Here is a 26528-nt window from a genome sequence, read left to right as displayed (position 1 = left end):
CGAATCCGACCCCCCGAGGGATGCGGATCGGGACGGTTAAGGAAAAATCAGGGCGCGTCGCGTGGAAATCGCGCGCATTTCGGCCTATCTTGGGCAAGAAGTCGGCTCGCTTGGGTCGTAAACGGCAGTGTGGCTCTCTTACGGAGGACTGAAGGGTGAACAAGGCCCAACTCATCGAGGCGCTCACCGAGCGCCTGGGCGACAAGAAGGCCGCAGGCGCTGCGGTCGACGGTCTCGTCGACGTGATCGTCCGCACGGTCAACAAGGGCGAGAAGGTCAACATCACCGGCTTCGGCGTGTTCGAGAAGCGCGCCCGCGCCGCCCGGACCGCGCGCAACCCGCGCACCGGTGAGACCGTGAAGGTCAAGAAGACCAACGTTCCCGCCTTCCGCGCGGGCACGATGTTCAAGGAGGTCGTGAGCGGCGCGAAGAAGCTGCCCAAGGTCACCGCGGCCAAGGCCACCACCGCGCGCGCGGCGGCGGGCACCACCACCCGGGCGACCACGACCCGCGCGGCGGGCACCGCCACCACCACCCGCACCCGCGCGGCGGCGGCGAAGCCCGCGGCGGCGACCACGCGCGCCACCACGACGCGCAGCCGGGCGGCGGCAGCCAAGCCCACCGCGACCGCCACCAAGGCGACCACGGCGCGCACCACGAAGGCCACCGCGGCCAAGCCGAAGGCCGCCACCACGGCCAAGGCGACCCCGGCCAAGGCGACCACCGCGAAGGCGACCACCGCCAAGACCACGGCGGCCAAGGCCCCCGCGGCGAAGAAGGCCACCCCGGCGGCGGCCAAGGCCACCACCACCGCGGCCAAGAAGGCCGCCCCGGCCGCCAAGGCCGCGCCCAAGGCGGCGGCGAAGACCACCTCCGCCGCGCGCAAGACCACCTCCGCGGCACGGAAGACCACCACCAAGAAGTAGTCGGTGCACGGTCGTCCGAGAGGACGGAAGTCAGGTCGCGAGAGCCCCGCACGCTTCCCCCGTGCGGGGCTCTCGCGCATCCGCGCCCGGTTCCGGAACCCGATCCGGCGGCATTGACCACACCGATCCGGTGAACGCGCGAATTGGCAACGAAGGACAGCGCGCTCCCGGGAAATGCTGAGCCGCACTCACACGCCGGACTCCGCCGAACCCATCGCGCGTCTCACCGGCGGGCACTCCCGGACCGACTCCCCGTTCGGACTGCCCGCCCGGACCGGCGACCCGCGGCGGGTTGTCCGCGCGCAATTCCCGCGATCGGACCGCGCTCACGGCGCCAGGTAATGCGCGCCGACCAAGCGCGGTTTCCGGCCTTTCGTGAACGACAGGACCCACACGCTGCCCTTGCGGCAACGGGAGTCGGTGGGCACGTCCGTGCCCCGGCTCAGCTCCGCCACCACGTCCGGGATGACCCCGCCCTGGCTGCACACCACCGGTGTCCCGCCCGCCGCCGCGATCGCCAGCAGCCGCGCCGCCGCCCGCGCCGGGTGCCGCTTGTGGCTCGGCTCGGCCAGCGCGGGCTCGGTGGTCAGGGACAGCCCCAGCAACCCCGCCAGCGGCGCCACCGTCGCCGTGCAGCGCAGCTTCGGGACCGCGTGCACCCGATCGGGGTGGAACAGCGGCAGCAGCCGCGTCAGGGCGCGGGTCTGGCGCTCGCCGGTCTTCGACAGCGGCCGCTCGTCGTCCGGGCCCGCCCACAGCTCCTTCTTGCCCGCGTGCGCGTGCCGGACCAGCAGCACCGTCGTGGCGTCCGGGCCCACGGCGGTGAAGCGCGCCAGCACCCCCCGGTCGGCCGGGTGGGTCAGCACCGGCGCCGCGTCCGCCACGCCCAGCCAGCGCAGGGCGTCCACTTCGTCGTTGACCGCGAAGGCGCCCGACACGGCACGGGCGGCGAAGTAGTCCACCACCTTGTCACCCGCGGGCACGGTGTAGGCGACGCGGGACAGGTGCGCGCCCAGGACCGCGCGGAAACCGGTCTCCTCCGCCACTTCCCGCACGGCCGCCGCGCAGGTCGTCTCACCCCGGTGCAGCTTGCCCTTGGGCAGGCTCCAGTCGTCGTAGCGCGGCCGGTGCACCACCGCCACCTCGAGGGCGCCGGAGTCCCCCCGCCGCCACAGGACGCCGCCCGCCGCGTTGATCCGCCCCGACATGCTCAGCCGAGCGCCCGGTGCTTCACCAGCATCTGCGCCTGGTGGTCGCGCACCGTGGACTCGCCCGCCGGTGAGGGTTCCCAGTCGCCCTTGGCCGAGAGCACCCAGCACCGGGTGGCCGGGTCCAGCGCGGAGTCGAACATCTCGTCGAGCTGCCTGGTCAGCCTCGGGTCCTTCACCCGGACCTGCACCTCCACCCGGCGGTCGAGGTTGCGGTGCATCATGTCCGCGCTGCCGATCCAGTGCTCGTCGCACCCGGCGAAGACGAAGACCCGCGAGTGCTCCAGGAACCGGCCCAGGATCGACCGGACCCGGATGTTGTCGCTGAGCCCGGGGATGCCCGGCTTGAGCGCGCAGATCCCGCGCACCACCACGTCGACCTCGACCCCGGCCTGCGACGCCCGGTACAGCGCGTCGATGACCCCTTCGTCCACCAGGGAGTTCACCTTGATCCGCACCCCGGCCCGCCTGCCCGCGCGCCGGTGCTCGATCTCGTCCTCGATCCGCTCCACGATCCCGCGGCGCACCCCGTAGGGCGCCACCAGCAGGCTGCGGTACTCGTCCTGCCTGGCGTACCCGGTGAGCACGTTGAACAGGTCCGTCAGGTCCGAGCACACGCCCGCGTCGGCGGTCAGCAGGCCCACGTCCTCGTAGAGGCGCGCGGTCTTCGGGTTGTAGTTGCCCGTCCCGATGTGGCAGTAGCGGCGGATCGTGGACCCCTCCTGGCGCACCACCAGCGAGGTCTTGCAGTGCGTCTTGAGGCCCACCAGGCCGTAGACCACGTGCACCCCCGCCTTCTCCAGCGCCCGCGCCCACTTGATGTTCGCCTGCTCGTCGAAGCGCGCCTTCAGCTCCACCAGCGCCACCACCTGCTTGCCCGCCTCGGCCGCGTCGATCAGCGCGTCCACGATCGGGGAGTCGCCGGAGGTCCGGTACAGGGTCTGCTTGATGGCCAGCACGTGCGGGTCGCTCGCCGCCTGCTCGATGAACCGCTGCACGCTGGTGGAGAACGAGTCGTACGGGTGGTGCACCAGCACGTCGCCCTCGCGCAGGGTGGCGAACACGCTCTTGGGCGTCTCCCGCTCGCCGAACGCCGGGTGCGTGGCCGGGACGAACGGCGGGTCCTTCAACTCCTTGCGGTCCACGCCGTAGACCTGCCACAGGAAGGTCAGGTCGAGCAGGCCGCGCACCACCACGACGTCGTTGGGGTGCACCTCCAGCTCGCGCAGCAGCAGCTCCAGCATGTGCTCGCTCATGTCGTCGGCGACCTCCAGGCGCACCGACGGGCCGAACCGGCGCTGCGCCAGCTCCCGCTCCAGCGCCTGCAGCAGGTCCTCGTCGCGGTCCTCCTCGACCTCCAGGTCGGCGTTGCGGGTGACCCGGAAGGCGTGCACCTCGCTGACCTCCATGCCCGCGAACAGCGAACCGAGGTGCGCGGCGATGAGCTCCTCCAGCGGCAGGAAGATCGCCACCTGCTCGTCGGCGCTGCGGTCGATCGGCACCAGCCTCGGCACGTTGTCGGGGACCTTCACCCTGGCGAACCGCTCGGTGCCGCCCTCCGGGTCGCGCACCGTCACCGCCAGGTTCAGCGACAGGCCGGAGATGTAGGGGAACGGGTGCGCGGGGTCGACCGCGAGCGGCGTGAGCACCGGGAACACCTGACCGCGGAAGTAGTGCGACAGCCGGGTGCGCTCCTCCTCGGTCAGCTCCGACCAGGTGGAGATCTTGATGCCGCACTCCGACAGGGCCGGGCGCACCCGGTCGGTGAACGCCTTGGAGTGCTGCTCGACCAGCTCCTGGTTGCGCTTGGAGATGTAGGCCAACTGCTCGCGCGGGGTCAGGCCGTCCGCGCTGCGCACCGACAGGCCCGTCTCGTTGCGCCGTTTGAGCCCGGCCACCCGGACCATGTAGAACTCGTCGAGGTTCGAGGCGAAGATCGCCAGGAACTTGGCCCGCTCCAGCAGCGGCTGCGAGGCGTCCTCGGCCAGCGCCAGCACCCGGGCGTTGAAGTCCAACCAGGACAGCTCGCGGTTGAGGTAGCGGTCGTCCGGGAGGTCCGTCTCGGCGACCGCGGGCGTCACCGCGGGCGGCGCGGAGGGAACACCCCGCGGTTCCGGCGTCGACTCCGGTGCGCTGGTCGGGGTGGCCGCGGGCTCCTGGGGCTGGTTGTCGGTGCTCACACGCCCCATTGTCCGGTACCGATCCCGGAATGGCCTGTTCCGTGACCAACGCGTGGGTGAACTCTCAGCATCCTGACCAGCCCACTCACCCGGCAGCGTGGATCAGCCCCCGACCCGGCGGTGTCGATCAGCCCGCCCACCCGCCGGTGTCGATCAGCCCACCCACCCGGCGGTGTCGATCAGCCCGCCCACCCGCCGGTGTCGATCAGCCCGCCCGCCGGTCAGCCCACCCGCCCCGCCGCGCGGACCCGGTGCGCGGTGTGCGCGCCCAACCCCAGCGCGGCGGCCACCGCCAGGTCGGCGGCGGTGTCCACGTCGCACCGCAGCGCCGCCGACCCGAGCCCCACCGCGATCGCGTCCGCGCCGTGCGCCGCCGCGGAACCCGGCCCGAACCGGGGGTCGAGCCCGCCACCGGCCGCCGACAGCAGCAGCACCGTGCCGGTGCCCGGCCGGTCCGGGGTGAACGCCCGCCGCCCGGCCGCCTCGGCCACCGCCGCGCGCAGTTGCGCCGGGACCAGCGCGGGCAGGTCGGCCTGCAGCGCGCCCACCACGGAGGCGGGGTCGCGGGCGCGCAACCGGTCCGCGCCGAAGGCCAGGGCGGCGTTGAGGCCGGGCAGGCCGGGCTGGTCCACGCACTCGGCGCCGCTGCCGCGCAGCGCCTCGACCACCCTGGCGTCCTCGCACACCACCAGCACCGCGCGCACCGCCGCCACCGCGGCGGCCACCGTGTCGCGCACGACGGCCAGCACCAGGTCCCGGTGCCCCGCGGCCCCGCCCGGGGCGGCGCCGCGCAGCCGCGACTTGGCCCGGTCCAGGTGCTTCACCGGCACCACCAGGTCCACCGGGGGATCGACGGGCAGCTCAGCGCACACCCCGCCGATAGTGCCAGTGCCCGCCCCAGCCGACCCCGTCTGGACCGCGCGGGTGGTGGCCGTGGACACTCACAGGTCACGGACGCGTCGAGGAGGACGAGTTGGGCGAGCGGGAACGGGGCGGGTTCTGGGTCGGTGCGGCGGCATCGGTCTTCTACCCGCTGAGCTGGCTGGGCAGGCGGACGTACCTCGGCGCGGACAAGCTCCCCGCCACCGGCGCGGCCCTGCTGGTGATGAACCACGTCTCCCACCTCGACCCGCCCAACGACGCGGTGTTCGTGCACCGCAACCGGCGCGTGCCCCGGTTCATGGCCAAGGACAGCCTGTTCCACGTGCCCCTGTTCGGCAGGATGCTCGCGGGCTCCGGTGGCATCCCGGTCTACCGCGGCTCGGCCGAGGCCAGGGACAGCCTGCGCGCCGCGCACCAGGCGCTGCGCGAGGGCAAGGTCGTCGTCATCTACCCCGAGGGCACCATCACCAAGGACCCCACCGGCTGGCCGATGAAGGCGCGCACCGGCGCGGCCCGGCTGGCGCTGGAGAACGACGTCCCGGTCATCCCGGCCGCGCGCTGGGGCACCAACCACATCTGGGACGGCTACACCAAGAAGTTCCACCCGTTCCCGCGCAAGGAGGTCACCACCGCCCTCGGTGACCCCATCGACCTCTCGGCCTACCGCGGCCTGCCGGTGACCAGCGCCCTGCTGCGCGAGGTCACCGACGTGATGATGCGCGAGGTGCGGGCCCTGCTCGCCGGGGTGCGCGGGGAGGAACCGCCCGCGGAGTTCTTCCGCGCCTCCGCGCGCGGCGCCTCCTCCGACGAGAGCGCGGGCTGAGCCGTGGGCGGCCACATCACCGTCCTGGGCGCGGGCTCGTGGGGCACCGCGTTCGCCAAGGTCATGGCCGACGCCGGGCGCGAGGTGGTGCTGTGGGCCCGGCGCCGCGACGTGTCCGAGTCGATCACCTCGACCAGGGAGAACGCCGAGTACCTGCCCGGGGTGCGGCTCCCCGCCCCCCTGAGGTCCACATCGGACCCGCGGCGGGCGCTGGACGGGGCGCACACGGTCGTGCTGGCCGTGCCCAGCCAGAGCCTGCGGCACAACCTCACCTCCTGGCGCAGCCTGATCGCCGACGACGCCACCCTGGTCAGCCTGGCCAAGGGCGTGGAGCTGGGCACGCTCAAGCGGATGAGCGAGGTCATCACCGACGTCACCGGGTTCGCCGAGGACCGCATCGCGGTGGTCTCCGGGCCCAACCTGGCCAAGGAGATCGCCGAGGAGCAGCCCACCGCCACGGTGATCGCCTGCCGCGACCACGACCGCGCGGTGGCGCTGCAACGGGCCTGCACCACCGGCTACTTCCGGCCGTACACGATCACCGACGTGGTCGGCTGCGAGCTGGGCGGGGCGTGCAAGAACGTCATCGCCCTGTCTTGCGGCATGGCCGACGGCCTGGGCTTCGGCGCGAACACCCTGGCCACGCTGATCACCCGCGGCCTGGCCGAGACCAGCCGCCTGGGTGCCGCGCTGGGCGCGGACCCGCTCACCTTCGCCGGTCTGGCGGGCCTGGGCGACCTGGTCGCCACGTGCTCCTCGCCGCTGTCGCGGAACCGGACCTTCGGGGCCAGGCTGGGCCGGGGCGAGACCATGGCGCAGGCGCGGTCCGCCGCGGCCGGGCAGGTCGCCGAGGGGGTCAAGTCCTGCTCGTCGATCCGGGAACTGGCGCTGCGCCACGGCGTCGAGATGCCGATCACCGAGGTCGTGCACCGCGTCTGCCACGACGGGTTCCACCCGCGCGAGATGGCGGGCGCCCTGCTGGGCCGCCAGACCAAACCGGAGCGCGAGCGGTGAGCGGCCGACCGGACACCAGGGGCGACGGGACGCGCTGCGTGCACGCCGGTTCCGCGGTCGCGGGCCCGGACGTGCCGCTGGCCCCGCAGCCGGTCCTGGCCGCCCCGTTCCACCTGGGCGGCGAGGACTTCTACGGCCGCGCGTCCAACCCCACCTGGCGGGCCCTGGAGTCGGCCATCGGCTGGCTCGACGGCGGCGAGTGCGTCGTCTACTCCTCCGGCATGGCCGCGGTCTCCGCGCTGCTGCGCACGGTCCTCGGCGCGGGCGACGTCGTCGTGCTGCCCTCGGACGGCTACTACCTGGCCCGCTCCTACGTCCGCGACCACATGGCCGCCCACGGCCTGGAGGTCCGCGAGGTCCCCACGGCCGCGCACTGGACCGAGGAGACCGTCCGCGGCGCCCGGCTGGTGCTGCTGGAAACCCCGTCCAACCCGGGCCTGGACGTCTGCGACATCACCGCGGTCGCCGACCTCGCGCACGCGGCGGGCGCGCTCGTCGCGGTCGACAACACCACCGCGACCCCGATCGGGCAACGCCCGCTGGAACTCGGCGCGGACCTCACCGTCGCCAGCGACACCAAGGCGCTCTCCGGCCACAGCGACGTCGTGCTGGGCCACGTCTCCGCCCGCGACCCGGAGCTCCTCGCCCGGCTGCGCGCCGAGCGCACCGCCTCCGGCGCGGTCCCCGGCCCGTTCGAGACCTGGCTGGCCCACCGCGGCCTGGGCACCCTGGACCTGCGGCTGGCCCGGCAGGCGGAGAACGCCGCCGCCCTCTACCAGGCCCTGCGCGACCACCCCCGGGTCACCGGGCTGCGCTGGCCCGGCGCGGCGGCCGACCCGGCGCACCCCGTGGCCCGGCAGCAGATGCGCCGCTTCGGCGGCGTGGTGACCTTCGTGCTGGAGTCGACCGAGGCGGTGGAGGAGTTCCTGGCCCGGACCACCCTGGTCGCCTCCGCCACCAGCTTCGGCGGCCTGCACTCCACCGCCGACCGCCGAGCCCGCTGGGGCGACGCGGTCCCCGACGGCCTGGTCCGCTTCTCCTGCGGCTGCGAGGACCCCCGGGACCTGGTGGCCGACGTCCTCGCCGCACTGCGCTGATCCCCCGGGGCCGGTCCGGGTTTCGACCGACAGCACGGAGGCCGCGCACCCCGGGTGGGGTGCGCGGCCTCCGTCGTCGTGCGCTGCCTAGACCGGCAGCGTCATCTGCATGACCAGGTCCCCGGTCGGCGCGGGCGACCCGCCCGCGGGCTCCACCGTCACACCGATGTCCTGCGCCGCGCCGATGCCCGGCGTGGTCAGCAGCGAGGCGTGCCCGGACGGGTTCGGCGCCATCAGCCCGATGGGGCGCGGCGCGCCGTCGCCCATCAGCCACACCTGGTAGGTCTTGCCGTCCGGCGCGGAGGGCACGTTGCCCGCCAGCAGCATCACCTGCCCGCGCTCGCGGGACACCACGACCGTCCCGTTGAGCCCGGTCGTGGTGCTGCCGCTGACGACCCTGGCGTCCCCGGCCGAGAGCAGGTTCGACACCGCCGCCGCCTGCTGCTGGGTGGAGTCCAGGTCGTTGGTGTTGCGGACCAGGAGCACCCCCAGCGACACCGAGACGACCAGCAGCAGCGCCGCGGCCACCCCGAGGAACTTCGTCACCAGCGGTGCCCCCGCCGCGGACCGGCGCTCGCGCCGCGCGGTGAGGTCGTCGACCGGTGGGAGCTGGCGCACCTCGGCGATGCGGGCCAGCACCTGCGACTTCAACTCCGCGGGCGGCTGGTCCGACGCCGCCTCGCCCAGCCGGGTGGCGGTCGCCTGCAACTCCCGCACCTCCTGGGCGCAGGACTCGCACTCGGCCAGGTGGCGCTCGAACTCGGCGCGCTCGAACTCCGGGATCGCGTCGAGGGCGTACGCCCCGGTCAGCGCGTGGATGTCAGCGGTCATCGGGCCACCCCCAGGCAGTCGCGCATCCGGATGAGCCCGTCGCGCAATCGGGTCTTGATGGTTCCGAGAGGAGTGTCCAGCAGGTCGGACACCTCGCGGTAGGTCAACCCGCGGTAGTAGGCCAGTTCGACCGACTCCCGTTGCAGGTCCGTCAGGCTCGTCAGGCAGCGCCGCACCTGCTCGTGCTCCAGCCGGGTGCTCACCTGCTCGGCCACCTCGTCGAACGGCCGGGTGGTCTCCCGGCGGTGCGCCTTGTCCTCGCGGTCGGTTGCCGACTGCGCCGAGCGCACCCGGTCGACCGCGCGGCGGTGCGCCAGCGTCATCGCCCAGGTCATCCCGCTGCCCCGCTCGGTGGAGTAGCGGGCGGCGGTCCGCCACAGCTCCAGCATGACCTCCTGGGTGACCTCTTCGGACTGCGCCGGGTCGCGCACGATCCGCCGGACCAACCCGAAGACCGGGGCGGCCACGAGGTCGTAGAGGCGCTCGAAGGCCTTCTCGTCCCCGCGCGCCACCTGTTGCAACAGCGCCCCCGCGTCCGGCGGCGCCTGTGTGACAGTGTCCGCCTCCCCGGCGATGCGCCGCACTCGTTCGGCCATGTGCACTGCTCCCGTCCGTGGCGCGGCCCGACCCGCCGCGCTGGTTGTCCGCCACCACGTGTTCGGCACCGGGGTGTTCGCGGATGGGTTCGACCCCCGGTGCGGTGGGCCGGTTCCCCGGTTCCCCCGGAGGTGTTCCATTCCGTGGACCGAGTTGCCGCCCGCGCGACCCGGTGTTTACCTATGCCCCGTGTTGCAGCGCGCCATGACCGACGAGCGGGGCCCCCGCCCGGTTTGTCGCGCGCTCTGTCTCTGTCGGTGATACCGCCCCGAGGCCTTCTCCCCGGCCGCGCCGTGTCAGTTCACCCCCATGGAAGAGACGTAGGAACATGTTCGCCGTACCGCCCAATACCGTGGCGCTGGTCAGTCCCGCCGCGTTCGCGCACCCCGCCCTGGTCGCCGCCGAGTTCGCGCGCGACCGGGACCGCTGGCGCGGCCTGCTGCGCTACGACCCCGACCGGCGCTTCGCCGCGCTGGTCGAGCTGACCGAGGACCAGGAGGTGTGGCTGATGGGCTGGCTGCCCGGCCAGGGCACCGAGCTGCACGACCACGCGGGCACCACCGCGGCGTTCACCGTGGTCTCCGGGACGCTCACCGAGCAGGTGGCCCACCCCGGGCACCACGAGGACGTGGTGCACACCCTGGTCGCGGGCCAGTCGCGGGTCTTCGCCCCCGGCTACGTGCACCGCATCCACAACGCCGGGCCCGACCCGGCGGTCAGCATCCACGTCCACCGGGTGACCGGTCCGACCGGGGGCAGCCGCCGGGTCGACCGGTTCACCGGGGTCGAGCTGCGGTGACGTGCCCGGGGACCGGCCGCCCCGGTTCCAGGTCCGCGGCGGGCACCGGCTCGCCGTAGACCGTCCGGATCGGCAGCACCCCCGCCCAGGCGGTCCCGGCGGCGACGTCAGCCTCGTCGTCGCCGGGGCCGCCCGCGCGGACCTTCACCGCCGCCTCCGCCAGGTCGACGGCCAGCACGGCGGTCTTGGCCAGTTCCTTGTCGGTCGGCGGCCGGGCGTGGTCCCAGGAACCGGGCGTCAGGTGCTCGGTGATCACCCGCAGCGCGGCCAGCTTGGCGGGCGGGTCGAGGACCGGCACGGCGGTCGCGTGCACCACCGCCGAGCGGTAGTTCATGGAGTGGTTGAAGACCGACCGGGCGTAGACCAGCCCGTCGAGCAGGGTCACCGCCACGCACACCTCGACGCCCGCCGCGGCCGTGCGCAGGCTCAGCGCGCCGGTGGACCCGTGCAGGTAGAGGGTGTCGCCGTCGCGGCCGTACCCGGTGGGCAGCACGAGCGGCGACCCGTCGACGACGGTGGACAGGTGGCACACCAGCCCGGCGTCGAGCACCTGCCAGAGGACGGCCCGGTCGGTCACCGCGCGGTGGCTGCCCCGGCGGACCCGGGTGCGGTCGGTTGCGGACAGTGGTGCGTGCGGAGAAGGGTTCACCTCCCCAGGCTCGGGGATGAAGTGGAATGCTGACAGGGCCACGACCGCGCCATTCCAGGAGGCCACTGTTGTCCGAGAGCCCCGCGCTGCCGGTCCGCCTCAACCGCGGTTCGACCACCCCGCTGGCCGTCCAGCTCGCCGAGGAGCTGCGCACCTTCGCCGCCGACGGCAGGCTGCGCAGCGGCGACCGGCTGCCCTCCACCCGGGCGCTGGCCACCCAGCTCGCGGTCAGCCGCACGGTGACCGCCGCCGCCTACGAGCAACTGCACGCCGAGGGCTGGATCGCGGGCAGGCACGGCTCCGGCACCTACGTCACCACCGCCCCACCCGGCTCCCCGCGCGCCCGCCCCCGCCGCGCCAGGACCGCGGCACCGGGCGCCCCCGCGGTCGACCTGCGCCCCGGCTCACCGTGGATCGGCGGCCTGGACCGCTCCGCGTGGCGCCGGGCCTGGCGCGGTTCCGCCGACGTCACACCGTTGCAGCGCCACGAGCGCGCCGGGGTCCCCGCCTACCGGGCGGCGGTCGCCGAGCACCTGCTGCGCCACCGCGGCCTGCGCGTCAGCGGCGAGTACGACGAGGCGGGGGAGGGCGAGTCGGTCCTGGCCACCGGCGGCACCACGGCGGCGGTCGCGGAACTGGCGGCGTCGGTCCTGCGCCGGGGCGACCTGGTCGCCATCGAGGACCCCGGCTACCAGCGCGCCGTCGCCACCTTCCGCGCCGCGGGCATGCGCGTCGTCCCCGTCCCGGTCGACGCCGACGGCCTGCTGCTGGACGCGGTCCCGGCCTCGGCCAGGGTCGTCTACTGCTCCCCGGCGCACCAGTACCCGCTGGGCAGGCGCATGTCGGCGGGCAGGCGCGTCGAACTCGTCGAACGCGCCCGCCGCCAGGGCTGGCTCGTCGTCGAGGACGACTACGACGGCGAACTGCGCTACGACGTCGCCCCCCTCCCGCTGCTCGCCGCCCTGGCCCCCGACGTCGTCGTGCACCTGGGCACCACCAGCAAGATCCTCACCCCCACCCTCGGCACCGGCTGGATGGTCGCCCCGCCCCCGGTCGTCACGGCCGTCCTGGAACACCGCGACAACACCGGCACCACCCCCGCCGCCGCGGGCCAACTCGTCCTGGTCGAACTCGCCCGCAACGGCGACCTGGGCCGCCACCTGCGCAAGCTCCGCCGGGAACTCTCCGAGCGCCGAGCCCTCCTGGTCACCGCCCTCACCACCGCCCACGTCCCCGTCCTGGGCGACGACGCAGGCGCCCACCTGGTCATCCCCCTCCCCGACACCCCGACGGAACGGGCGGTCATCGACGCCGCCCGCACCCACCACCTCGTCCTCGACGGCCTCGCCCGCCACCACCAGGGAAAGCCGACGTGGTCCGGCATCGCCCTGGGCTACGCCGCCTGCTCCCGGACCCAGCTCACCGAAGCGATCCCCACCCTCGTCGACCTCGTCACCACGACACGGCCCTCGTAGGGTCCGTCAGCGCAGGAGACGACTGTCGAAGCCTGCCGCGAGCAGCCGGTCGTAGGCGGCCGAGATGTCGGCAGGCACGTCCTGTTCGGCGGCGAAGCCCTGCTTCGGATACTCGATGACCCGCTGGAGGTCGCCGACCAGCATGTCGATGACCAACTTCTCGTCGCCGATGGACCGCACGTAGTCCCCGAGTTCCAACGGCTCCGACGTGCACACGACCTCGACCTCCGGCCAGACCGCTCGACAGGTGGCATAGGCGCGGCGTTCCATGTACGGCTTGGAGATGATCAGCGCTGAGCGCGGCGTCCGCCCGCGCTCAGCGAGCAGCGCCCGCGAGAACGTCACGTTCTGCCCGGTGTTGCCCGCCTCCGGTTCAACCAGGATGGCGCTGTCCGGTACGCCAAGGCTCATCGCGTGTTCGCGGTAGTGCACGGCTTCGCCCCGGGGGAACCGCTCGGCCGTGGTCGGGCTGTTGCCGCCGCTGAACACCACGAGGGGGAACACGCCCGATCGGTACAACTCTGCCGCGTGGCTCGCGACACCGAGGTCATGGCTGCCCAGCCCGATGGCCACGTCGCAGGGGCGCACCTCATGCCCCATCCGGTGGTAGTCCCAGATCAGTTCAGCGTCCTGCCGGTGCTGTTCGGTGATGCCGGTCGGTGCCATGGGGTGTTCGTCCTCCAGTTGGTTCACTGTGCCCGTTCGAAGGCGTGGCGGATGCTGTCGATGCTGGCTGACTGGTGTGACATGCCGTACTCGCGAGAGGTCTCCGCGGCTTGGCTCAGGAGTCGCAACCCGCTCGCGGCGGTGGCTTTGTCGGTCAGGAGGATGTGGGCGTGGGCGGTGTCCAACCGGACGCGCTGCATGGGGGAATCCGCAGCGTGAGCAGACAATGCCACCTCGATGTAGCTCAAGGCGGTGGACAGATCACCTGCTCCCCGGTGGGCGAGCGCCAATTTCTGATGCGCCACCGCCCAGTCCGCTGGCTCTTCGAGGTCTTCAAAACGCCGAGTGGCCTCATTCATGACCCTGATGGCATACGCGTTGTCGCCTTCCTTGCTCAGCGCGGTGCCGATCCACAGTCGAGCCCGCGACCGGTCTCGGGGGCTGAGCCGCTCGTCTTCGGTGAGGACTTTGTAGCGCTTGGCGGCAGACCGCAAGCGCCCACCCATTTCCTCGGTGACCGCGAGCGACAACTCGACTTGCGCCGTTCGTCTGGGTACCCGCAAGTCTTGGAAGAGTCGCTGTGCCTTGTGATAATTCTGCCGCGCGGAAAAGGCGCCGTGGATGTCCCCTCGATCGCGTTGCGAGTCGCCGAGGAGCACCAGTGAGCGGGCGTGCAGGTACAGGCCGTGGCTGTCCAGGCTGTGGGGGTCGAACCGTCGTAGCCAGCGGTCGACCAGACTGGCTGCGAATTTGAAATCTTGGCGGGCGAGGCAGGCTGCGGCCCGCCCCAGGTCGTCCATCCAGGTTTCGTAATCCCACTCGCGTGGGGCGCTCCGGTAGTAGCCCTTGAGGGGTGTACTGCCGTCCTGCATGAGCAGCAACTCAAAGCGGACTCTGGCGTCGGAGTCGGCCCGCGACAGGGCAGTGTCCAGGATCGCTTGTTTGTCCGGTCGAGGTGTGGTGTCGACTCCCAGCGCCTCCCACTTGGTGACTGTGCGGACAGCCACCCCGAGGTAGTCGGCAAAGGCGCGGATGCTCAGACGCAGGGCACGGCGAAGCGCTTGGGCTTCGAGCCCAGTCCACTGCCGAATCGAAGCCATCTCCTGTTCCTCCTGCTCTGTATGCAACCACGTTCGTGCACCGCGATGCACTGCAGGTGCTACGGAAGTGCCACAATCGTTCGTTTCGCTCATGGCCCCCGTTGACGAGAATTTTCAGTACAGCATCCCCCGTATCGGCGGCGCGCGGAAGCCTTTCAGACCCTGATAGAAGATTTCCGAGCTCCAGTATCCATACCGTCCACGGGGTATCCGACAGACGGGAGTTGATCAGTGAAGGTTCCGGACGCCACCAGCGTGTCGGTCACCCCTGCTGACCAGTTGTGCACCCGACCGTGTTCGCGCGTCTTCGAGGGCGGTTACACGTTCCGGCTCGCCAAGGGGGACACCGGGGTCGTGGTTTTCCAGGGGACGTGCGTCGAGCAGCGGAGAGTCCTCGTGGTCCGGGACATCCCCTTTCCCTCACGGCCGATCGAGGGGCCGCAGAGCCCGTTCCTCGTGCTGCCCAAACCCGACGCCGTGAGCTGGGACGACAACGCCGCTCTGCGGGTGTTCGCCAAGGCGTGCATGAACCTCGTGCACGACCGTCATCGCCTCGTGCGCGGGCATTCCCGGCGGGATGCCTGAGGACATGGCCGTTCACAAGGCGGGAAGTGGTGCGCGTCTGCGGCACGACATCCGCGCGAAGACCGCGAGGGCGTTGCTGCTCTCCACGGAACTGGACTCGGCACGCGTCGAGCGCGGTTTCACGACTCGGCAGTTGGCGGAGCTGATGACCATGTCACCGGCGATGATCAACCGGATCATGAATGGGCGGAGGATTCCGGACGCGCTGGAACTGGGGGGTCTGTGCGCTCTCCTCGACATCCCGCCGCGTCGTCGGGAACACCTGTACGGCCTGCGCCGGGCGAGCGAGGAGATGAACTGGGTGATCCATGCCACCCCGTCGACGCGCGACCCGGACGACGTGGTCCGCTCGCTGTGGTCGCTGGCTGACGGGATCACCACCTACGCCACGAGCGTGACCGGGCCGCGAGCGCTGGGCAACTCCGGGGGGTCGACCGCACTGGCGTCCCCAGGGCACCACGGCGACACCATCTGGACCCGCTACGTCTCGGCCGACGCCATCGAGCGGGCTCCGTACGACCTGGGGACGCAGGAGCTCCGGCTCGCCCGCCTGGCCCGGTTCGACGGCATCCGGATCGTTCCCCGCACCACGCCGCCACTCCTCCAGCACCCCGTGCGGGTCCTGCACTTCCGGACCTTCTCGCCCGTGGCAGTCCTCGACCTCGACTTCACGACCGTCATCCTCGAAAAGGACAGCGCCGTGCACTACGTCGACTCGCTTCGCCGGGTCGCGGAGTCGGCCCTGTCCACGGGAGATTCCCGGAAGGTGCTGGCCCGCCTGTGGGGCGAGTTCGACTGAGGTGGGTACCGGTGGACGCCGGTCGCCCACACCACAGCCGGGCATCCCGGAAATCCCCGCCGGGTAGGGTCCACTCCCATGGCCAGCTCAAAGATCCGCGTCGCGGTGGTGTTCGGGGGGCGGAGCACCGAGCACGCGGTGTCCTGCGTGTCCGCGGCGAGCGCTCTCGCGAACCTCGACCCCGACCGCTTCGAGGTGGTGCCGGTCGGCATCACCCGGGAGGGCGCGTGGGTCCTGGGGCCGAGCGACCCCGGCGCGCTGCGCATCGAGGGGCGCACCCTGCCCACCATCACCGCGGGCACCGCCGTCACCCTGCCCGCCGACCCCGGCTCGGTCGGCCTGGTCGTCCTGGAACCGGGGCGGGCGGGGGAGGTGCTGACCGGTGTGGACGTCGTCTTCCCCATGCTGCACGGCGCCTACGGCGAGGACGGCACCATCCAGGGGCTGCTGGAGATGGTCGGCGTCCCCTACGTCGGCCCCGGGGTGCTGGCCAGCGCGGTCGCCATGGACAAGGGCTACACCAAGAAGCTGCTGGAGGCCGAGGGGTTGCCCGTCGGCCGGTACGTCGAGCTGCGGCGCGGCGCCACCACCCTCACCGGGCAGGAGCGCGACCGGTTGGGGCTGCCCGTCTTCGTGAAGCCCGCCCGCGCGGGCTCGTCCACCGGCATCAGCCGGGTCACCTCGTGGGACGACCTGGACGCCGCCATCGCCGCCGCGCGCGAGGTCGACCCGAAGGTGCTCGTCGAGGCCGGGGTCGTCGGGCGCGAGGTGGAGTGCGGGGTGCTGGAATTCCCCGACGGGCGGGTGGAGGCGTCGGTGCCCGCGGAGGTGCGGCTGGTCGACGACTCGGTGGACTGGTACGACTTCGACGCGAAGTACCTCGACGACGTCGCCGAACTGGACATCCCGGCCAAGCTGGACGACGAGGTGTCCGAACGGCTGCGGGCGATGGCCGTGGACGCGTTCCGCGCACTGGACTGCCAGGGCCTGGCCAGGGTGGACTTCTTCGTCGGCGCGGGCGGGGAGCTGACGGTCAACGAGGTCAACACCATGCCCGGCTTCACCCCCACCTCGGCCTACCCGAAGATGTGGGCCGTCACCGGCCTCGACTACCCGGCACTGCTGGCCACCCTGGTCGACACCGCCGTGGCCAGGGGAACCGGATTGCGCTGAGGCCCGGCCCGACCACCAGCCACCCAGAACCCCACCCGGCGCAGCAACAACCAGCCGGCCACCCCGACAACCACCGGCCCGGCAAGCGAATGCCCGCATGAGTGGATGTGCTGCTTGGTCAGCCGACCACCCCGAGAACCGGCGGCCCGGTCAAGCAGAGGCCCGGGTGGGTGGAGGTGCTTGCCCAGCCGATCACCCCCGAAACCGCCGGCCCGGCGAGCAACTGCCCGGGTGGGTGGATGTCCTGAACGCAGGCCGACCGCCCCGAGAACCGCCGGCCCGGCTACACAGAGGCCCGGGTGGGTGGATGTGTTTGGCCGGGGGTGGCGATCATGTGACAGCCTGCCTGGGCGGTGGGGCATCTTTTCAGCCCCACCTGACGCACTGGAGCACATGATCGCCATAGGGGCCCCGGCCAAACACATCCACCCAGCCGGGCACCCACGACAAACGACCGGGCTCTGAAAACGGCCAAGCCCACCCAAGCACCCCAGCGAAACCCAGTCTCAGGACACTACGGCCGCACCGGCTGCGCCGGCAGCACCCGACCGACCACTTCGGACACCGTTTGCAGCGGACCGGTGCCCAGCCCGTCGGGCAGGGTCAGCGCCACGTACACCGGCCGGTCGACGGCGAACCACGTCGACGCCCCGGTGCCCTCGACCGGCAACCACTGCACCCCGGATACCACGCGGAGCTGCGCCGTCGGCGTCAGCTCGCCCGGTTTCGACAGGCCGCAGCGCAGCACCACCGGCTCCGCCACCCGGTCACCCCACACGACCGCCCCGGCCGGGGCGGGGTCGGCGACGGGCAGCTTCTCCAGCGTGCCGTCGCCGTTGGGCAGCGCACCGGTGAGCTGCCCGACCAGGGACGCGCACGACGGCGACCCGGCGTCCGGCGCCTCCACCGGGACCAGGCCGACCGGGCCGGTGCGCGGGGCCGCCATGGGATTCGATGCGGTGGGGTCCTGCGCGGCGGTGTCGGCGGGTCCGAGGAACCGGCTGGCCAGCACGACCCCGGCGACCAGCAGCGCCACCAGGACCGCGGCGGCGACCACCGCGCGGCGGGACGGTCCGGCGGCGGGGGCGGGGGTGGTCGGGACGTTCACCGCCCCAGTGGACCACGCCTCAGAGGTGCACCACCGGGCAGGTCAGCGTGCGCGTGATGCCCTCCACGTTCTGGATGTTGGCGACCACGAGCTGCCCCAGCAGGTCCACGTTGTCGGCCTCCGCGCGCACGATCACGTCGTAGGGCCCGGTGACGTCCTCGGCCGTGGTCACCCCTTGGAGCCCGGCGATCTCGGACGCGACCGCGGCGGCCTTGCCGACCTCGGTCTGGATCAGGATGTATGCGTGCACCACGGCGCGCCCCTTCGCGGCTAGGTGTCCCCAAGAGGTAGGAACGTGTCCAGCAACGTACCCCAGACGCGGTTTCGGTGGGGGGTCCGAAAGTCGGTGATCGGAGGACATGGGTGCGACCTGAGATCCCGGGGGCCCCGGAGACGGTCGCCGACGTCGGCGAGTTCGGGCTCATCCGGCGGCTGACCGAGGGGCGGGTCCAGCCCGCGGCCACGCTGCTGGGCCCCGGCGACGACGCCGCCGTGGTGACCGCGGCCGACGGCAGGGTCGTGGCCAGCACGGACGTGCTGGTGGAGGGCGTGCACTTCCGGTTCGACTGGTCGGACCCGGCTCAGGTGGGGCGCAAGGCGGTCGCGGCGAACCTGGCCGACGTGGCGGCCATGGGCGCGGTGCCCACCGCCGTCCTGGTGGGCCTCGCCTGCCCGGCGACCACGAAGACCACCGTCCTGGAGGGGCTCACCGACGGCATGTGGACCGAGGCCCGGCGGGCGTCGGTCGGGGTGGTCGGCGGCGACATGGCGACCGCCCCGGTGCTGGTGATCTCGATCACCGCGCTCGGCGAGCTGCGCGGTCGCGCACCGGTCACCAGGTCCGGGGCCAGGCCCGGCGACGTGCTGGCGGTGTCGGGCAAGCTCGGCTGGAGCGCGGCCGGGCTGGCCGTCCTCAAGCGCGGTTTCCGGTCCCCGGTCAACGTCGTGGCCGCCCACCGCTCGCCGGAGCCGGACTACGCGGCCGGACCGCTGGCCGCCGACGCCGGTGCCACCGCGATGCTCGACGTGTCCGACGGCCTGCTCGCCGACCTCGGGCACCTGTGCGCGGCCTCCGGCGTCGCCGTCGACGTGCGGTCGGACCTGGTCGAGGTGCACCAGCGGCTGATCGACGTCGCCTCCGCGCTCGGCGGCGACCCCCGGCACTGGGTGCTCACCGGCGGCGAGGACCACGCGCTGGCCGCCACCTTCCCCGACCCCGACGCGGTGCCCGACGGCTGGCGCACCATCGGCACCGTCACCCGACCCGGCACCGGCCCCGCGGTGACCGTCGACGGCAGGCCCTACCCGGGGGCCACCGGCTGGCAGCACTGGCGCTGACCGTCGGGGTGGTGGGACACAATCGGGTGGTGCGCATCGAAGTCCTCACCTACGACCACCCCGATTCGACCACCCTCATCGCCGAGGTCCAGCAGGAGTACGTCGTCCGCTACGGCGACGTCGACCTGACCCCGGTCGACCCGGCCGAGTTCGCCCCGCCGCACGGGCTGTTCCTGGTCGGCTACCTCGACGGCGTCGCGGTGGCCACCGGCGGTTGGCGCCGCCACGGCGAGCACGACGCGGAGATCAAACGCATGTACGTCAACGCTTCCGCCCGCGGTCGGGGGCTGGCCAGGCGGGTCCTGGCCGAACTGGAGGACACCGCGCGGGCGGCGGGCCTGCGCAGGCTCGTCCTGGAGACCGGCGACGAGCAGCCGGAGGCCATCGCGCTGTACCGGTCCGCCGGCTACACCCCGGTGCCCCCGTTCGGCTACTACGCCGACGAGGAGGGATCGGTCCACCTCGGCAAGGAACTCCGGTCGCTGGGGACCGATCACGACACCCGAGTGAGTGACGAACGGGTCGGCACACCCGAGTAGGCTCCGACGCCGTGCCACAACCGCTGTCCGAGACCGTCGAAGCCGGGTGGGCCGAAGCGCTCGCCCCCGCCGCCGACCAGATCGCCACCATGGGCGAGTTCCTCCGCGCGGAGATCGCCGCGGGCCGCCGCTACCTCCCGGCGGGCGAGAACGTCCTGCGCGCCTTCAAGCAGCCCTTCGCCGACGTCCGGGTCCTCATCGTCGGGCAGGACCCCTACCCCACCCCCGGCCACGCCGTGGGCCTGTCCTTCTCCGTGGCCCCGGACGTGCGGCCCATCCCCAAGAGCCTCATCAACATCTACAAGGAGTACCAGGAAGACCTCGGCCTCCCCCTCCCGTCCAATGGGGACCTCACGCCGTGGGCCGAGCACGGGGTGCTGCTGCTCAACAGGGCGCTCACCGTGGAACCGGGCAAGGCCAACTCCCACCAGGGCAAGGGGTGGGAGCAGGTGACCGAGCAGGCCATCCGGGCGCTCGCCGCGCGCGGTGGGCCGCTGGTCGCCATCCTGTGGGGGCGCAACGCGCGCAACCTCAAGCCGATGCTCGGCGACGTGCCCGCCATCGAGTCGGCGCACCCCAGCCCGCTGTCGGCGCACGCCGGTTTCTTCGGGTCGAAGCCGTTCAGCCGGGCCAACGCGCTGCTCGTCGAGCAGGGCGGCGAACCGGTGGACTGGAAGCTCCCGTAAAACCGGTTGTTCGCCCCCGCTAGCGTCGGACGCGTGCGGAACACCAGAGACCTGGTCCTGATCGCGTCCGGTGCGGGGGTGTCGCTGTTCGGGTCCGCGGTGACGCTGCTCGTGCTCCTGGTGCACTTCAAGGAGTTCGGGGCGTTCGCGGTCACCGCGGTGCTGATCGCCGAGTTCCTGCCCATCGCGCTGGGCGCGCCGCTGGCCGGGCTGCTGGTCGACCGGCTGCCCAACCGCAGGCTGATGATCGCCGGGCAGGTGCTCCAGGGCGCCGCCGTGCTCGGCATCGTGGCGGTGCTGGGGAACCTGGCCGCCACGCTGGTGCTGCTGTTCGCCCTGGGGTGCGGCACCGCCGTGGTCAACCCGGCCGCCGCGGCGCTGGTGCCCGCCGTCGTGGGGGAGGACGGGGCCACCCGCGGGTACTCGTGGATCGCCACCGGCCGCACCCTCGGCACGCTCGCCGGGTCGGCGGCGGGCGGGCTCCTGGCGGCCGCGGTGGGCACCGAGCGCGCGCTGCTCGTCGACGCCTGCACCTACGCGGTGCAGGCGCTGGCCCTGTGCCTCGTCCGCGCCGAGCGCCGCCCGGAACGCGGTGGGCAGCGGGCGCGGGCGGCCGACGGTATTCGGCACCTGTGGGCGGACCGGGTGCTCAGCACGTCCGCGGCCTGCCTGGCGATCGCGTGCCTCGGGGTCATGTTCGCCGAGGTGGCGAACGTGTTCTACGTCACCGACGTGCTGGGTGGGGGCGCGGTGCTGCTCGGGGTGCTGCACGCCTGCTGGATGGTCGGGATGCTCGTCGGCGTCCGTTTGGTCACCGGGCTGCGGACCGCCACGGCGCTGCTGGTGGGCCTGGGGTCGTCCTGCGCGGTGATGGGCGCCGCGATGGTGCTGCCCGCCGCCGTGCCGTTCACCGCCGCCGTGGTCGTCGGGTACGCGCTCGGCGGGATCACCAACGGGGCGCAGAACGTGATCAACCAGGCGCTGGTGCGGTTGCGCACCCCCGACGCCCTGCGCGGGCGCGCGTTCGCCGCGATGGGGTCGGTGCTGATGGCCGCCAACGTCACCGGGATGGTCACCGGCGGGGTGCTGACCGGGTTGGTGGGGCCGCGGTGGACGTTCGCGCTCGCGGGCATCCCGGCCGTCCTGGTCGGACTCGCCTCTGTCGCCGTGGCCCGCGGTCGGGTGGCGTCCGAGGTCAGTGCCTGAGGGGTGCGCACAGCGAACCGGCGCCCGGGGCCTGGTGGCCTCGGACGCCGGTCGGGGATCTGCTGCGGTGACTCGCTCAGCCGCGAACGACCTTGCCCGCCTTCAGGCAGGAGGTGCACACGTTCAACCGCTTGCGCTGGGAAACGCCGGTCTTCGCGTGCACGGTCTGGATGTTCGGGTTCCACCGGCGGTTGGTGCGCCGGTTCGAGTGCGAGACCGACTTGCCGAAGCCTGGCCCCTTGCCACAGACGTCGCACACGGCAGCCACGTCGACACTCCTTCAGGTTGCGGGTGCCCGGCCGGTCGATTCCTCGACCACTGCGGGCGCACGTACGAGAGCCCAGGCGGGCCCAGGCGGTCTGCACAGGGTAACCGGTGCCCCACCGGTGCTCCAAACCGGGTGGGTGCCCACCGGTGGTTACCCTCGCCGGAGGGGACCGACGAGCTGGGAGGCCCGGTTGCTGGAGGCACTCGACGCGGCGGCGGTCCGGCGGTGGGCCGCGGCGTGCGTCGGCGCCCTGGACGCGCACCGGGAGGCGATCGACCGGATCAACGTCTACCCCGTGGCCGACGGGGACACCGGGTCGAACCTGCTCACCACGGTCCGCGCGGCCCTGGAGGCGCTGCTGCGGGCCCCGGTGACCGAGCGGGCGGACGCGGGCGGGGCCTTCGGGGTGCTGGCGACCGGGGCGCTGGCGGGGGCGCGCGGCAACTCCGGGGTGATCGTGTCGCAGGTGCTGCGCGGCATGGCCGAGGCGGTGCGGGAGCAGCCCGTCGTCGAGGGGGAGCACCTGCGGCGGGCGCTGCGGCGGGGGGCGGAACTGGCCACCGCGGCGATGGCCGAGCCGGTGCCCGGCACCATGATCAGCGTGCTGTCGGCGGCCGCGGCGGCGACCGGCGGCGAGGGGCTGCACGAGGTGGCCCGGGCCGCGGTGCGGGCGGCCGCGGTGGCGCTGGAGCACACGCCGCGCCAGCTCGACGCGCTGGCCGACGCCGGGGTGGTCGACGCGGGCGGGCGCGGGGTGGTGGTGCTGCTCGACGCGCTGCTGGCCGTGGTGCAGGGGCGGGAACCGGACCTGCGGGACGCGGGCACCACCGTCGCCCGGCCGGTGAACCCGCACGTGGCGCCTCGGGAGGCGGGGTCGGACCTGTACGCCTACGAGGTGATGTACCTGCTCGACGGGGTCGACGACGCCACGGCGGGCGCGCTGCGGGAGGTGCTCGTCGGGCTCGGGGACTCGGTGTCGGTCGTCGGCGACGGGGCCGGGCTGTGGACCGTGCACGTGCACTGCAACGACGTCGGCGGGGCCGTCGAGGCCGGGGTGCGGGTGGGCAGCCCGCGGCGCATCCGGGTGGCCCGGTTCGCCGACGCCGCCCCGGACGGCCCTGCCCGGTTCACCCGCGACCGCGCCGTGGTCGTGCCCGTGCGCGGGGAGGGGCTGGCGGAACTGCTGCTCGCCGAGGGGGTGGCCGTGCTGCGCGTCGGCGACGGGGAGGAACCGACGCCGTACGAGCTGACGCAGGTCATCACGGCCACCGGCGCCGCGCACGTCACCGTGCTGCCCGGGCACCCGCTGCTGATGGAACTCGCCGACGAGGCCGCGATCCGGGCGGTGGCCGGGGGGCAGGACGTGGTGGTCGTCCCGTGCGCCTCCCCGGTGCAGGTGCTGGCGGCGGTCGCCGTGCACGACCCCCGCCGCAGACCGGCCGACGACGTGGTGGCGATGACCGAGGCCGCCGCCGCGACCCGCCGCGGGGAGGTGCGGGTGGCCGTCGAGGACGCGATCACCTGGGCCGGGCCGTGCCGCGCCGACGACGTGCTGGCGCTGGCCGACGACGAGGTCGTGCTGGTGGAACCGGGGCCGCCCGGGGTGGAGGCGCTGGCCAGGGCGACCCGCGCGGTGGCGCGCAGGCTGCTGGCGGCGGGCGGGGAACTGGTGACCGCGCTGCTCGGCCGCGACGCGCCGGAGGGGCTGGCCGACGGGCTGGCGGCGTTCCTGCGCGCCGAGCGCCCCGAGGCCGACCTGGTCGTGTACGCGGGTGGGCAGGCGGATTCGGTGCTGCTGCTCGGGTTGGAATGACCCGCCCCGGTGACCCGCTGTGGACGGGCCGCGACCGCTGTCGGTGGGGGTCGACATAATCGGGCGGTGACCGAGGTGCGGCGGACAGTGGAATTGCGGGAAGTGGGTGGGGAACGGCGATGGCGTCGCTGAGCGACCGGCTGGACCGGGTGGTGGGCAAGAAGTCGGCGGACGCGCTGGCCGCCGCGTTCACCCTGGAGACCGCGGGGGACCTGCTGCGCCACTACCCGCGCCGCTACGCCGAGCGCGGGCAGCTCACCGACATCGCCGGGCTGGAGGTGGGCGAGCACGTCACGGTGATGGCCAAGGTCGTGTCGGTGACCAAGCGGCAGATGAAGACCAAGCGCGGCTCCCTGGTCGAGGTCTCGCTGACCGACGGCAGGCGCTCGCTGGACTGCGCGTTCTTCAACCAGCCGTGGCACCTGGACAAGCTCAAGCCCGGCACGAGCGCCCTGTTCGCGGGCAAGGTCACCGCCTTCCGCCAGAAGCTGCAACTGGCCAACCCGGACTACCAGCTCCTCGACGCCGACCCGGAGTCCACCGACGGCGCCCCCGCCGTGGAGGAGTTCGCGGGCGGTCTCATCCCGGTCTACCCGGCCTCGGCGAAGATCCAGTCGTGGCAGATCGCCCAGTGCGTCCAGCAGACCCTGGCGATGCTCGACGAGATCGAGGACCCGTTCCCCGAGGAGCTGCGCAAGCGCCTGGACGTCGCCGAGTACGACGTGGCAGTCCGCGCCATCCACCGCCCCGCCGAGTGGGACGATCTGGAGACCGCGCGCAAGCGCTTGAAGTGGGACGAGGCCCTGTCCCTGCAACTGGCGCTGGCCCAGCGCAGGCAGACCGCCGCGGCCCGCCCGGCCCCGGCCTGCCCGCCCCGCCCCGGCGGCATCCTGGACGCGTTCGACCAGCGCCTGCCCTTCACCCTGACGGCGGGGCAGAACGAGGTGGGCGCGGCCATCGCCGCCGACCTCGCGGGCGAAGCCCCGATGAACCGGCTGCTGCAGGGGGAGGTCGGCTCCGGCAAGACGATCGTGGCGCTGCGGGCCATGCTCCAGGTCGTCGACTCCGGGCGGCAGGCGGCGCTGCTGGCCCCCACCGAGGTGCTGGCCGCGCAGCACGCGCGGTCGCTGACCGAACTGCTGGGCGACCTGGCGAGCGGGGGGCAGTTGGGCGGCGCGGAGAACGCCACCGCGTTGACCCTGCTGACCGGGTCGCTGTCCACGGCCCAGCGCAAGCAGGCGATGCTCGACGCCGCCAGCGGCGCGGCGGGGATCGTGGTGGGCACGCACGCGCTGATCCAGGACAAGGTCGCGTTCGCCGACCTGGGGTTCGTGGTGGTCGACGAGCAGCACCGGTTCGGCGTGGAGCAGCGGGACGCGCTGCGGGCCAGGGCGGGGGCGCTGAGCCCGCACGTGCTGGTCATGACGGCCACGCCGATCCCGCGGACCGTGGCCATGACCGTGTACGGGGACCTGGAGACCTCGTCGCTGCGTGAACTCCCGGCTGGTCGCTCGCCGATCTCGACGACCGTGGTGCCGGTGGCGGAGAAGCCCGCGTGGTTGGACCGGGTGTGGCAGCGGGTTCGCGAGGAGGTCGCCGCGGGGCACCAGGCTTATGTGGTGTGCCCGCGCATCGGGGACGAGGATTCGGCTGTGGCCGATGACGGGTCGGGGCGGCGGCCGCCGTTGGCCGTGGCCGATGTGGCACCCGATCTGGCGGGGGGTGCGCTCGCCGGGCTTTCCGTCGACGTCCTGCACGGGCGGATGGCGGCGGAGGACAAGGACCGGGTGATGCGGGGGTTCGCCTCGGGGGCGGTGGACGTGCTGGTGGCCACGACGGTGGTCGAGGTGGGGGTGAACGTGCCGAACGCGACGGCGATGGTGATCCTGGACGCCGATCGGTTCGGGGTGAGTCAGTTGCACCAGTTGCGGGGGCGGGTGGGGCGTGGGTCCGCTGCCGGGGTTTGCCTGCTGGTGACGGAGATGATCGGGGGGACGTCGACCCGGGAGCGGTTGGACGCGGTCGCTTCAACGTTGGACGGGTTCGAGTTGGCTCGGCTGGACCTGGAGTTGCGGCGGGAAGGGGATGTGTTGGGGTCTTCGCAGTCGGGGACCAAGTCGGGGTTGAAGATGCTGTCGTTGTTGCGGGATGAGGGGATCATCGCTGACGCGCGGGTGGTGGCTCAGGCGTTGATCGCTGATGATCCGGGGTTGGGGGCTTATTCGGGGTTGGCGGGGATGGTGGCTCAGGTGGTGAACGCTGAGCGGGCGGAGTACCTGGAGAAGGCTTGATCCTGCTTGTTCGCCTGCGGCGCTGCTCGGCTGCGGGGCTTGTGGGTTGGTGAAAAGCGCGGGTCCGACTTCGGGGGTCGCTGTGGCGTGGTCAAGAGCAGGAGCCTGGCCTCGGGGTCGCTGTGGCGTGGTCAAGAGCAAGGGCCTGACTTCGGGGTCGCTGTGGCGTGGTCAAGAGCAAGGGCCTGACCTCGGGGGCCGCGATTGTTTAGCTCTGCGAGCGCGGCGTCAAGGGCGCCTTCGGCGTCGGCTTCGCCGATGGCCTTCGGCCACCCTTGACACCGCGCTCGCAGAGCTAACGGCGGCCGGGACAAGTTCGGGCCCTCCCCCTAGGGCCTGTCCTGCGGATCTTCACTTGAGATGGAGGACGATGCAGGCGAGGATGATCTCGGCTCGGTGGTAGGCGGCTCGTTTGGCGAACCTGGTGGCCAGGCCGCGGAACTGCTTGAGCCGGTTGAAACAGCGTTCGACGACG

The 26528-nt window shown here is 72.9% G+C and carries 26 protein-coding genes; 15 read left to right on the top strand and 11 right to left on the bottom strand.

The features are described from left to right. Positions 1-155: 155 nt before the first annotated feature. Positions 156-926, top strand: a complete 771-nt coding sequence (locus tag DFQ13_RS26350; protein WP_035281326.1) for an HU family DNA-binding protein — start codon at positions 156-158, stop codon at positions 924-926. A 326-nt stretch (positions 927-1252) separates the two neighbouring features. Here DFQ13_RS26350 and DFQ13_RS26345 read toward each other — a convergent pair whose 3' ends face one another. The 3 genes from DFQ13_RS26345 to cofC form a co-directional block, all read right to left on the bottom strand. Beyond that, positions 1253-2134, bottom strand: coding sequence for an NUDIX hydrolase (locus DFQ13_RS26345; protein WP_035281327.1), 882 nt, complete (start codon positions 2132-2134; stop codon positions 1253-1255). A gap of 2 nt (positions 2135-2136) precedes the next feature. Next, entirely contained in the window at positions 2137-4323 is a 2187-nt protein-coding gene (locus tag DFQ13_RS26340) for an RNA degradosome polyphosphate kinase (RefSeq protein ID WP_110081739.1), read from the bottom strand. Between the two features lie 212 nt (positions 4324-4535). Then, positions 4536-5186, bottom strand: a complete 651-nt coding sequence (gene cofC / locus DFQ13_RS26335) for a 2-phospho-L-lactate guanylyltransferase (protein ID WP_233438584.1) — start codon at positions 5184-5186, stop codon at positions 4536-4538. 101 nt (positions 5187-5287) lie between these two features. On the opposite strand from cofC, the gene DFQ13_RS26330 reads away from it, so the two are divergent. The 3 genes from DFQ13_RS26330 (at position 5288) to DFQ13_RS26320 (ending at position 8130) form a co-directional block, all read left to right on the top strand. Next, positions 5288-6019, top strand: coding sequence for a lysophospholipid acyltransferase family protein (locus tag DFQ13_RS26330; protein ID WP_052021001.1), 732 nt, complete (start codon positions 5288-5290; stop codon positions 6017-6019). Positions 6020-6082: 63 nt separating this feature from the next. Further along, the gene (locus DFQ13_RS26325) at positions 6083-7033 is read left to right on the top strand and encodes an NAD(P)H-dependent glycerol-3-phosphate dehydrogenase (RefSeq protein ID WP_233438594.1); all 951 of its coding nucleotides are present in this window, start codon (positions 6083-6085) and stop codon (positions 7031-7033) included. Continuing rightward, positions 7030-8130, top strand: coding sequence for a cystathionine gamma-lyase (locus DFQ13_RS26320; RefSeq protein ID WP_110081736.1), 1101 nt, complete (start codon positions 7030-7032; stop codon positions 8128-8130). Before DFQ13_RS26325 ends, DFQ13_RS26320 begins: the two co-directional genes overlap by 4 nt. 87 nt (positions 8131-8217) lie before the next feature. Here the strand turns inward: DFQ13_RS26320 and DFQ13_RS26315 are convergent, their stop codons facing one another. Together DFQ13_RS26315 and sigK are read right to left on the bottom strand one after the other, a co-directional pair. Then, on the bottom strand, positions 8218-8961 hold the full coding sequence (locus DFQ13_RS26315; RefSeq protein WP_110081839.1) for an anti-sigma factor: 744 nt from the start codon (positions 8959-8961) through the stop codon (positions 8218-8220). Further along, the gene (gene sigK / locus DFQ13_RS26310; RefSeq protein ID WP_110081735.1) at positions 8958-9557 is read right to left on the bottom strand and encodes an ECF RNA polymerase sigma factor SigK; all 600 of its coding nucleotides are present in this window, start codon (positions 9555-9557) and stop codon (positions 8958-8960) included. The genes DFQ13_RS26315 and sigK overlap by 4 nt, the downstream gene beginning before the upstream one ends. 329 nt (positions 9558-9886) lie before the next feature. On the opposite strand from sigK, the gene DFQ13_RS26305 reads away from it, so the two are divergent. Next, the gene (locus tag DFQ13_RS26305; protein WP_035281338.1) at positions 9887-10357 is read left to right on the top strand and encodes a cysteine dioxygenase; all 471 of its coding nucleotides are present in this window, start codon (positions 9887-9889) and stop codon (positions 10355-10357) included. On the opposite strand, the gene DFQ13_RS26300 is transcribed toward DFQ13_RS26305, so the two are convergent. Continuing rightward, positions 10335-11006 carry a pyridoxamine 5'-phosphate oxidase family protein gene (locus DFQ13_RS26300; protein ID WP_110081734.1) on the bottom strand — a complete coding sequence of 224 codons (672 nt, stop codon included), beginning with the start codon at positions 11004-11006 and terminating at the stop codon, positions 10335-10337. The genes DFQ13_RS26305 and DFQ13_RS26300 overlap by 23 nt on opposite strands. Positions 11007-11032: 26 nt before the next feature. On the opposite strand from DFQ13_RS26300, the gene pdxR reads away from it, so the two are divergent. Further along, positions 11033-12481 carry a MocR-like pyridoxine biosynthesis transcription factor PdxR gene (pdxR, locus tag DFQ13_RS26295; protein ID WP_052021003.1) on the top strand — a complete coding sequence of 483 codons (1449 nt, stop codon included), beginning with the start codon at positions 11033-11035 and terminating at the stop codon, positions 12479-12481. Positions 12482-12487: 6 nt separating this feature from the next. Here pdxR and DFQ13_RS26290 read toward each other — a convergent pair whose 3' ends face one another. Continuing rightward, positions 12488-13147, bottom strand: a complete 660-nt coding sequence (locus tag DFQ13_RS26290; protein ID WP_110081733.1) for a YdcF family protein — start codon at positions 13145-13147, stop codon at positions 12488-12490. A gap of 23 nt (positions 13148-13170) precedes the next feature. Next, positions 13171-14247, bottom strand: a complete 1077-nt coding sequence (locus tag DFQ13_RS26285) for a helix-turn-helix domain-containing protein (protein WP_110081732.1) — start codon at positions 14245-14247, stop codon at positions 13171-13173. Positions 14248-14478: 231 nt separating this feature from the next. On the opposite strand from DFQ13_RS26285, the gene DFQ13_RS26280 reads away from it, so the two are divergent. The 3 genes from DFQ13_RS26280 to DFQ13_RS26270 all read left to right on the top strand — a co-directional run bounded on the left by DFQ13_RS26280 (position 14479) and on the right by DFQ13_RS26270 (position 16804). Beyond that, complete coding sequence (locus tag DFQ13_RS26280) at positions 14479-14832, top strand: hypothetical protein (protein WP_110081731.1); 354 nt, start codon at positions 14479-14481, stop codon at positions 14830-14832. A 4-nt stretch (positions 14833-14836) separates the two neighbouring features. After that, complete coding sequence (locus tag DFQ13_RS26275; RefSeq protein WP_181400160.1) at positions 14837-15631, top strand: helix-turn-helix domain-containing protein; 795 nt, start codon at positions 14837-14839, stop codon at positions 15629-15631. A 78-nt stretch (positions 15632-15709) separates the two neighbouring features. Continuing rightward, the gene (locus DFQ13_RS26270; RefSeq protein WP_110081729.1) at positions 15710-16804 is read left to right on the top strand and encodes a D-alanine--D-alanine ligase family protein; all 1095 of its coding nucleotides are present in this window, start codon (positions 15710-15712) and stop codon (positions 16802-16804) included. Between the two features lie 514 nt (positions 16805-17318). Here DFQ13_RS26270 and DFQ13_RS26265 read toward each other — a convergent pair. Next, on the bottom strand, positions 17319-17912 hold the full coding sequence (locus tag DFQ13_RS26265) for a DUF3515 domain-containing protein (protein WP_181400159.1): 594 nt from the start codon (positions 17910-17912) through the stop codon (positions 17319-17321). A gap of 19 nt (positions 17913-17931) precedes the next feature. Continuing rightward, entirely contained in the window at positions 17932-18165 is a 234-nt protein-coding gene (locus tag DFQ13_RS26260) for an Lrp/AsnC ligand binding domain-containing protein (RefSeq protein ID WP_035284199.1), read from the bottom strand. A gap of 110 nt (positions 18166-18275) precedes the next feature. Between DFQ13_RS26260 and DFQ13_RS26255 the strand changes: the two genes are divergently transcribed. From DFQ13_RS26255 to DFQ13_RS26240, 4 genes are read left to right on the top strand one after another with little or no spacing between them, the layout of a single operon-like run. Then, positions 18276-19250, top strand: a complete 975-nt coding sequence (locus DFQ13_RS26255; RefSeq protein ID WP_110081728.1) for a thiamine-phosphate kinase — start codon at positions 18276-18278, stop codon at positions 19248-19250. 29 nt (positions 19251-19279) lie between these two features. After that, a complete protein-coding gene (locus DFQ13_RS26250) occupies positions 19280-19789 on the top strand; it encodes a GNAT family N-acetyltransferase (protein WP_035284212.1) in 510 nt (169 codons plus the stop codon). An 11-nt stretch (positions 19790-19800) separates the two neighbouring features. Continuing rightward, on the top strand, positions 19801-20475 hold the full coding sequence (locus DFQ13_RS26245) for a uracil-DNA glycosylase (RefSeq protein ID WP_110081727.1): 675 nt from the start codon (positions 19801-19803) through the stop codon (positions 20473-20475). A gap of 33 nt (positions 20476-20508) precedes the next feature. Then, positions 20509-21681: an MFS transporter gene (locus DFQ13_RS26240; RefSeq protein WP_181400158.1), complete on the top strand. Its 1173-nt coding sequence runs from the start codon at positions 20509-20511 to the stop codon at positions 21679-21681. Between the two features lie 76 nt (positions 21682-21757). On the opposite strand, the gene rpmB is transcribed toward DFQ13_RS26240, so the two are convergent. Then, positions 21758-21949: a 50S ribosomal protein L28 gene (gene rpmB / locus DFQ13_RS26235; protein ID WP_035284204.1), complete on the bottom strand. Its 192-nt coding sequence runs from the start codon at positions 21947-21949 to the stop codon at positions 21758-21760. Positions 21950-22142: 193 nt separating this feature from the next. Between rpmB and DFQ13_RS26230 the strand changes: the two genes are divergently transcribed. Together DFQ13_RS26230 and recG are read left to right on the top strand one after the other, a co-directional pair. Further along, positions 22143-23762 carry a DAK2 domain-containing protein gene (locus tag DFQ13_RS26230; RefSeq protein WP_181400167.1) on the top strand — a complete coding sequence of 540 codons (1620 nt, stop codon included), beginning with the start codon at positions 22143-22145 and terminating at the stop codon, positions 23760-23762. Between the two features lie 119 nt (positions 23763-23881). Then, a complete protein-coding gene (recG, locus tag DFQ13_RS26225) occupies positions 23882-26053 on the top strand; it encodes an ATP-dependent DNA helicase RecG (RefSeq protein ID WP_110081725.1) in 2172 nt (723 codons plus the stop codon). Positions 26054-26528: the final 475 nt, after the last annotated feature.

Origin of the sequence: Actinokineospora spheciospongiae, from assembly GCF_003182415.1 — a bacterium.
Classification (GTDB): domain Bacteria; phylum Actinomycetota; class Actinomycetes; order Mycobacteriales; family Pseudonocardiaceae; genus Actinokineospora; species Actinokineospora spheciospongiae.
The sequence above is the reverse complement of the archived record's forward strand: the minus strand, read 5'-3'. Positions and strand labels throughout refer to the sequence as shown.

Excerpts from the sequence above, each read along its gene's own strand:
- DFQ13_RS26345 (WP_035281327.1), bottom strand. The coding sequence starts at position 2,134 with ATGTCGGGGCGGATCAACGCGGCGGGCGGCGTCCTGTGGCGGCGGGGG.
- DFQ13_RS26340 (WP_110081739.1), bottom strand. The coding sequence starts at position 4,323 with ATGGGGCGTGTGAGCACCGACAACCAGCCCCAGGAGCCCGCGGCCACC.
- DFQ13_RS26325 (WP_233438594.1), top strand. The coding sequence starts at position 6,083 with ATGGCCGACGCCGGGCGCGAGGTGGTGCTGTGGGCCCGGCGCCGCGAC.
- DFQ13_RS26315 (WP_110081839.1), bottom strand. The coding sequence starts at position 8,961 with ATGACCGCTGACATCCACGCGCTGACCGGGGCGTACGCCCTCGACGCG.
- sigK (WP_110081735.1), bottom strand. The coding sequence starts at position 9,557 with ATGGCCGAACGAGTGCGGCGCATCGCCGGGGAGGCGGACACTGTCACA.
- DFQ13_RS26305 (WP_035281338.1), top strand. The coding sequence starts at position 9,887 with ATGTTCGCCGTACCGCCCAATACCGTGGCGCTGGTCAGTCCCGCCGCG.
- pdxR (WP_052021003.1), top strand. The coding sequence starts at position 11,033 with ATGCTGACAGGGCCACGACCGCGCCATTCCAGGAGGCCACTGTTGTCC.
- DFQ13_RS26290 (WP_110081733.1), bottom strand. The coding sequence starts at position 13,147 with ATGGCACCGACCGGCATCACCGAACAGCACCGGCAGGACGCTGAACTG.
- DFQ13_RS26285 (WP_110081732.1), bottom strand. The coding sequence starts at position 14,247 with ATGGCTTCGATTCGGCAGTGGACTGGGCTCGAAGCCCAAGCGCTTCGC.
- DFQ13_RS26275 (WP_181400160.1), top strand. The coding sequence starts at position 14,837 with ATGGCCGTTCACAAGGCGGGAAGTGGTGCGCGTCTGCGGCACGACATC.
- DFQ13_RS26270 (WP_110081729.1), top strand. The coding sequence starts at position 15,710 with ATGGCCAGCTCAAAGATCCGCGTCGCGGTGGTGTTCGGGGGGCGGAGC.
- recG (WP_110081725.1), top strand. The coding sequence starts at position 23,882 with ATGGCGTCGCTGAGCGACCGGCTGGACCGGGTGGTGGGCAAGAAGTCG.